Annotated in this window: 6 protein-coding genes and 1 pseudogene; 3 read left to right on the top strand and 4 right to left on the bottom strand. The window is 63.8% G+C overall.

Annotated features, from left to right (window positions below):
* The 3 genes and pseudogenes from EOA38_RS24255 to EOA38_RS24245 form a co-directional block, all read right to left on the bottom strand.
* Positions 1-603: LacI family DNA-binding transcriptional regulator (locus tag EOA38_RS24255; protein WP_145966049.1), on the bottom strand; the 603-nt coding region annotated here is incomplete at its 3' end.
* 80 nt (positions 604-683) lie between these two features.
* Positions 684-1568, bottom strand: a complete 885-nt coding sequence (locus EOA38_RS24250; protein WP_189434847.1) for a DMT family transporter — start codon at positions 1566-1568, stop codon at positions 684-686.
* A 271-nt stretch (positions 1569-1839) separates the two neighbouring features.
* Positions 1840-2255, bottom strand: a pseudogene (locus EOA38_RS24245) (DUF2000 family protein).
* 47 nt (positions 2256-2302) lie between these two features.
* Between EOA38_RS24245 and EOA38_RS24240 the strand changes: the two are divergent.
* The gene (locus EOA38_RS24240) at positions 2303-3199 is read left to right on the top strand and encodes an AraC family transcriptional regulator (protein ID WP_127300419.1); all 897 of its coding nucleotides are present in this window, start codon (positions 2303-2305) and stop codon (positions 3197-3199) included.
* A 229-nt stretch (positions 3200-3428) separates the two neighbouring features.
* Here the strand turns inward: EOA38_RS24240 and EOA38_RS24235 are convergent, their stop codons facing one another.
* On the bottom strand, positions 3429-3899 hold the full coding sequence (locus tag EOA38_RS24235; protein ID WP_127300418.1) for a MarR family transcriptional regulator: 471 nt from the start codon (positions 3897-3899) through the stop codon (positions 3429-3431).
* A 381-nt stretch (positions 3900-4280) separates the two neighbouring features.
* On the opposite strand from EOA38_RS24235, the gene EOA38_RS24230 reads away from it, so the two are divergent.
* Both EOA38_RS24230 and EOA38_RS24225 read left to right on the top strand, forming a co-directional pair.
* Positions 4281-5321, top strand: coding sequence for a GTP-binding protein (locus EOA38_RS24230; protein ID WP_127300417.1), 1041 nt, complete (start codon positions 4281-4283; stop codon positions 5319-5321).
* A 233-nt stretch (positions 5322-5554) separates the two neighbouring features.
* Positions 5555-6529 carry a WD40 repeat domain-containing protein gene (locus tag EOA38_RS24225; protein WP_127300416.1) on the top strand — a complete coding sequence of 325 codons (975 nt, stop codon included), beginning with the start codon at positions 5555-5557 and terminating at the stop codon, positions 6527-6529.
* Positions 6530-6562 lie beyond the last annotated feature (33 nt).

The following is a 6562-nucleotide window of genomic DNA, read 5'->3' as shown; positions in this document are numbered from 1 at the left end:
GCCCTGGTAGCGGTCGCGGCCGGTGGACGTCTGGTCGGTGCCGCCGATCATGGCGATGCGCTTGTGGCCGAGCGAGATCAGGTGGTTGGTCGCGAGCGCCGTGCCATAGGCATCGTCCCCGCGGAAGACCGGCACGTCGGCTCCGGCGACGGTGCGCGCGATCAGCACCGCCGGCAGGCCGTTTTCCTCGGCCATGATGATGTCCTCGGCCGGCGTGCCGATTGCCGGCGACATGATGACGCCGTCAGCGCCGAGCTGCAGCAGCGTGTCGATGAAGGTGCGCTGCTTTTCGAGCTGGTCGTAGTGATTGGACAGGATGAAGGTCTGGCGGCTGCGGTCGAGCTCGCTTTCGATCGAGCGCAGGATCTCGGCGAAGAACGGGTTCATGATGTCGTGCACGACGACGCCGACAATGCCGGAGCGCGAGGTGCGGAGGCTGGCGGCGCGCCGGTTGTAGATATAGCCGATGGCGCGGGCGTGCTCCTTGATGCGCTCGCGCGTGGAGCCGGCGACCAGCGGGCTGTCGCGCAGCGCCAGCGATACCGTTGCCGTGGACACGCCGAGCGCATCCGCGATCGTCGAAAGCTTGATCTTCTGTGCCAGTGCCCTTTGCTCCCCAAGGTCCTCGGAAACACGTTTTTAAATTGTTTAAATTCGGCCTTATGCCATCGATCGGGAGCAATTCAAAGTTTTTTCGCCAGGGTCTCGGCTTCGATGTCGAGCGAGGCGGAATTGCGCAGGCGCAGCCGGTGCTCGCGATGGATGATGTAGAGGCCGCTGGCGACGATGATGGCCGCACCAAGCAGCGTCCAGCGGTCGGGAAGCTGGTGGAAGATCAGCCAGCCGGAAACGATCATCCACACCATTTGTGAATAGGGGTACGGCGCAAGCGCGGTGGTGGTCGCGAGACGATAGGCCTGGACCAACAGCCAATGGCCGCCGGCGCCGAACACGCCCAGCATCAACAGGATGAACCAGTGCCAGCCGTCCTGCGGCAGCGCATGCGAGAACGGCAGCATCGGCACGAGCAGCACGGCAGGCGCCAGCGCCGAGAACAGGATCAGGCTCTCGGGCGTCTCCGTCGCCGACATGCGCCGCGTCATGATGACGTAGAAGGAGTTCGACAGCATCGAGCCGAGCGCGAAGAGATGACCTATGCCGAGCACCCCGACGCCCGGCCGGGTGATGATGAGAACGCCGACGAAGCCGGTGAGGATCGCCAGCCAGCGCCGCCAGCCGGCCCATTCGCCGAGCAGCGGACCGGCCAATGCAGTGATCACCATCGGGCCGAAGAAGTAGATCGAGGTGGTTTCGGCAAGCTGCAGCGTCCTCAGCGCCAGGACGTTGAACATGGTCGAGCCGAAAAGTAGGCACCCGCGCAGGATATGCGCCGGCAGGTTGTTGGCGCGGAAGCGCAACGGCTCCCGCCAACCGCGCAGGAAGACGCCGACAAGCAGGACATGGACGGTGAAGCGGGCCCAGGCGACGACCAGCGCCGAGACACCGGCAAGCACCAGGTATTTGCTCGAGGTGTCGAGAAAGGTGAAGCAGACATAGACGCAAAGCATCAACAGCATCGCCGCGGGCGGCGTTGCGCTGTCGTCATGGTTTCTGGGAACGCTCAAAGTCAGGCCGGGGGAAAGGTAGATGCCTCCCTTTTGCGGCAATCGCCGTCGGCCGGCAAGCCTAAAGCGACTGGCCCAACAAGCGCCCGGGACAGGCTTAGTGCGCACTTCCGTAGGCGATTAGCCTGAACCTTCCTCGCAGTCGTCAATCCTGGAGGCGGAGCAAGGAGCAAAGCAACCCCTACTCCCTACTCCCTACTCCCTACTCCCTAAATCAAGCATGCATGCGGGCGCCCTTGGTGATCTTGTCGACCAGTTTCTTTTCAGCACGTCAGCACGCAGCGCAATGCCGACCATCCTGGCGTCGTCCGGCGCGAATTCAGCGAAGACGGCGCGGTTGGCCACGTCATGGCCGGTCGAGAACATCTCCTCGACATAGGCCGATGTGATCACGCCGCGCTCCAAAGCCCGGCGATGGATGGTGCTGAGGGTCGGCCCGTCCGCCGAGAGAACGATGACGGGCTGGATCGACAGCGGATTGAAAAGATTGCCGGCGCGATCGCGATAGGGCTCGCCGATGATCTGAGGGAACTGCGCGACGATGCCGCTGGTCAGGAACGCGGTGACGTTGAGCTTCTGCCAGATGGCGAGGTCTTCCCTCAGCACGATTGCAAATTTCGTGTCGAACACCAAAATGCTTCTCCAAAAGGTGACCCATGATGGGCATGGATGAGGCGATGGCGCACGGTCTAGGCGGTGAGGCGCTGGAAGGTCTTGAACGTTCGTGCGCGGATGTGATTACCGCCGGGGACCGGATCGTTTCGGCGCCCGGCGCCATCGGGCTCGAACGCATCGAAGCACGCTTCCACGGCAACGCCTTCGATCTGCACCGCCACGATACCTATGCCATCGGCGTGACGCTCGACGGCGTGCAGCGCTTCCACTATCGCGGCGCGCTTCGGCACAGCCTGCCCGGCCAGGTGATCGTGCTGCATCCCGACGAACTGCACGATGGCGGCGCCGGCACCGAGGACGGCTTACGCTACCGGATCCTCTATCTGGAACCGTCGCTGCTTCTCGACTGCTTAGCCGGCACGGCGCTGCCTTTCGTCGAGGACGCGGTGGTCAGCGATCCCGGCCTGCGCGGCACGCTGCTTTCAGCCCTTGCGCCGCTGGATGAGGAGCTCGACGATTTGTTCGTCGCCGATTTCATCGCGCAACTGACGCAACATCTGAAACATCATGCCGGAGAGCCGGCAAAACCGATGGGAAGGACGGCATGGCGCGCCGCCGCGCTTGCGCGGGACTATATCGAGGAGAATGCCGGGCGGCCGGTTCGCTCCGATGAGCTCGAGGCTGTCACCGGCCTCGACCGCTATGCGCTGTCACGCCACTTCCGCGCGACCTATTCGACCAGCCCGCACCGCTTCCTCCTGATGCGCCGGCTGCAGCGGGCGCGGCGCATGATCGAGATGGGAGAACAGCTCGCCGAAACAGCTGTTGCGGTCGGCTTCAGCGACCAGAGCCATTTCAACCGGCATTTCAAGAAAGCGTTCGGGCTGACGCCGGGACGCTGGGCGGCGCTGGTGCGGGGGCACGACGCGAAAGCGTCGTCGCTCCAAGCACCGGCTTAGCATTGTAAGCGCGACGCACAGCGTCGTCGCTCCACGCACCACCCAAGCATCGGTGGCTTAGAGGAAAGGGCGACGACGCTGCGCGTCCCGCCTGAGCGCTAATTACCGGAAGCCTCGCGGTTAAGCGACGACGCTGCGCGTCGCGCATGCGTCGCTCGAGACGACGCTAACGCGTCGCTTGGGGGTCACCAACGTCTCGCGGTTAAGCGACGACGCTGCGCGTCGCGCTTTAATCATCCAACTCCGCGTCGTCGTCGATGAGGATCAGGTCTTCGTTCGACAAGTTGGCCTCGATGCGGGCGAGAAGCTTGAACAGCGCCTTCTGGTCCTTCTTGTCGAGGCCCTTCAGCGCCTGCTTTTCGGTCTTCTTGACCGATTTCTCGATGGCGCGGATGGTTTCGCGGCCGGCGTCCGTCAGGAAGATGTGGGCCTGGCGCGCATCGGCGTTGGAGGCGCGCTTTTCCAGAAAGCCCTGTGCCTGCAACCGGTTGATGGTCTTGGTGATCGTCGGCGGGCGCACGCCGAGCCGCCCGGCGAGATTGCCCGGGGTCTGGCCGTCCTCGCGATCCAGCGCCAGCATGATCTGGTCCTGGCCGGCGTAGAAACCGTGCGCCAGAAGCCGCGCCGCAAGCGCCGTTCGCGCCAGCCGCGCCGCCGAATGCAGCCGGCTCATTGTCGCTGTCTTGTCCGCCTTGGCCATGGTCCTTCCCTCTTCGGCCGAACCGGCGCGGACAGCATAGAGGCTGTCCGGCGGCTGGCAAATGACGATCTAAAGAGTCCGGCTTGCAGAACGCTTTGCCGGCAAGCATTGCGGTGCCCGCGCAGGTGATGCCAGATGTTTATTTCAGTTAGATGACAAACGACTTTTGAGGCGGCGAGATTCACAGCGGAAAGTCCGCAAGGGTGAGGCAACGCCCGTGCGGCTGCCCCATTAGGCCGTCCTGGTCACCGCGAATCCATCCACGGTGCTTGCCCCGATCGGGGTATCCGCTGGCCCACCGGTTTGGCGCGTGCAAAAGCCGCCCCCACACCCTATATGAGGCCGACAAATCCTTTAGGGCACAGATTTTCGAGGCAACCCATGAGCGATGCACAGACGCAGATCCCCGTAACCGTTCTCACCGGCTATCTCGGCGCGGGCAAGACGACGCTGCTCAACCGCATCCTGTCGGAGAACCACGGCAGGCGTTACGCCGTCATCGTCAACGAGTTCGGCGAGATCGGCATCGACAACGACCTGATCGTCGAATCCGACGAGGAAATCTACGAGATGAACAATGGCTGCGTGTGCTGCACGGTGCGCGGCGACCTGATCCGCGTGGTCGAGGGCCTGATGCGGCGGCCCGGCCGCTTCGATGCCATCGTCGTCGAGACCACCGGTCTTGCCGACCCGGTGCCGGTGGCACAGACCTTCTTCATGGACGATGACGTGCGCTCCAAGACCAAGCTCGACGCGGTGGTGGCGCTGGTCGACGCCAAGCACCTGCCGCTGCGGCTGAAGGATTCCAAGGAGGCCGAGGACCAGATCGCCTTTGCCGACGTCGTGGTGCTGAACAAGACCGATCTCGTCACCCCGGAAGAACTCGAAAAGGTCGAAGCGACGATCCGCGCCATCAACCCGGCGGCCAGGATCCATCGCACAGAGCGCGCCGGCGTGGCGCTTCGCGAGGTGCTCGACCGTGGCGCCTTCGACCTGTCCCGCGCGCTGGAGAACGATCCGCATTTCCTCGAGGCGCATGATCACGATCACGACCACGACCACCATCACCACGATCATGACGGGCATGACCATCATCACCACGACCATGCTTCGGATATCCACGACGTGACGGTGAAGTCGGTGTCGCTGCGCGGCGGCGAGATGGACCCGAAGAAGTTCTTCCCCTGGATCGAGAAGGTGACCCAGATGGAAGGTCCGAACATTCTGCGGCTGAAGGGCATCATCGCGCTCAAGGGCGACGACGAGCGCTATGTTCTGCAAGGCGTGCACATGATCCTAGAAGGCGACCATCAGCGCGCCTGGAAGGACGGCGAGAAGCATGAGAGCCGGCTGGTGTTCATCGGCCGCGATCTCGATGAAGAGCGGCTCCGCAAGAGTTTTGAAGCCTGCCAGGCGGCTTGATTTTCGGACTTTCAGGCGCTAGCGCTGCCCTTCTCTCCTTCTCCCCTTGTGGGAGAAGGTGGCCGAGCGAAGCTCGGTCGGATGAGGGGTGTTCCAGCTTGGCGATGACGGCGCTCCGTCCAACACCCCTCATCCGTCTTGGCGCTACGCGCCAATCCACCTTCTCCCACAAGGGGAGAAGGGGGAGCCACACCTAGCCGCGCCGGCTTGTGATCTCGAATGGACCAGTGCCCATGCCCACAGTCGCCCCGCTTGATCTCGAAGGCCATTGCGTCGCCGCCGTCTTCCTCAACGACGTGCCGCATTTCGCGCTTGCCGACGGGACGATCCACCGGTTGGACAATGGGCACAAGACCGTGCAAGCCAATGACGGGCTGCTCGCCGCCTTCCATGACGCAGCCAACGACCGGCTGATCACCGGCGGCGAGGACGGCAAGGTGTTTGCCGTCAAGGCCGGCGGCGAGGTGACCGAGTTGGCAAGCGCCGGCAAAAAATGGATCACCAGCGTCGCCGCCGGCCCGCAGGGCGCGATCGCCTATGCCTCGGGCAAGATCGCCTTCGTGTGCTTTGCCGACGGCAAGATCAAGGAGTTTACCCATCCACGCTCGGTGGAAGGCCTGGCCTTCTCGCCGAAAGGCATGCGCTTCGGGGTTGCCCGCTACAATGGCGCGACGCTGCATTTCCCGGCCGCCGACGGCAAGCCGGTGGACCTCGAATGGGCTGGCGCCCATACCGGCATAAGCTTCTCGCCGGACGGCGCCTTCCTCATCACCACCATGCAGGAGAACGCGCTGCACGGCTGGAAGCTGGCCGACGGCAAGCACATGCGCATGAGCGGCTATCCGGGCAAGGTGAAAAGCCTGTCCTGGAGTGTGAAGGGCAAGTGGCTGGCAAGTTCGGGCGCGCCGGCGGCGATCGTGTGGCCGTTCGCCAGCAAGGACGGCCCAATGGGCAAGGCGCCGCTGGAACTCGGCACACGCGGCAACACGATGGTGACCTGCGTCGCCTGCCACCCGAGCCAGGAGGTCACGGCCATCGGCTACGAGGACGGCATGGTGATCGCGGCGCGCTTCGCCGATGCGAAGGAAGTGCTGCTGCGCCGCCCCGGCAAGGGCGCCATCACATCGATGATGTGGGACAAGGAAGAGCGCCGCATCGTCTTCGGAAGTGCGGCCGGCGATTGCGGCGTGATCGACATTACTGGTTAAGGGAGTAGGGGAGTAGGGCAGTAAGGGAGTAGG

The organism is Mesorhizobium sp. M1E.F.Ca.ET.041.01.1.1, assembly GCF_003997355.1.
Classification (GTDB): Bacteria; Pseudomonadota; Alphaproteobacteria; order Rhizobiales; family Rhizobiaceae; genus Mesorhizobium.
The sequence above is the reverse complement of the archived record's forward strand: the minus strand, read 5'-3'. Positions and strand labels throughout refer to the sequence as shown.

Bases quoted from the DNA above. Each gene is read 5' to 3' on its own strand.
- EOA38_RS24250 (WP_189434847.1), bottom strand. From the start codon at position 1,568: ATGCTTTGCGTCTATGTCTGCTTCACCTTTCTCGACACCTCGAGCAAA.
- EOA38_RS24240 (WP_127300419.1), top strand. From the start codon at position 2,303: ATGGCGCACGGTCTAGGCGGTGAGGCGCTGGAAGGTCTTGAACGTTCG.
- EOA38_RS24235 (WP_127300418.1), bottom strand. From the start codon at position 3,899: ATGGCCAAGGCGGACAAGACAGCGACAATGAGCCGGCTGCATTCGGCG.
- EOA38_RS24230 (WP_127300417.1), top strand. From the start codon at position 4,281: ATGAGCGATGCACAGACGCAGATCCCCGTAACCGTTCTCACCGGCTAT.
- EOA38_RS24225 (WP_127300416.1), top strand. From the start codon at position 5,555: ATGCCCACAGTCGCCCCGCTTGATCTCGAAGGCCATTGCGTCGCCGCC.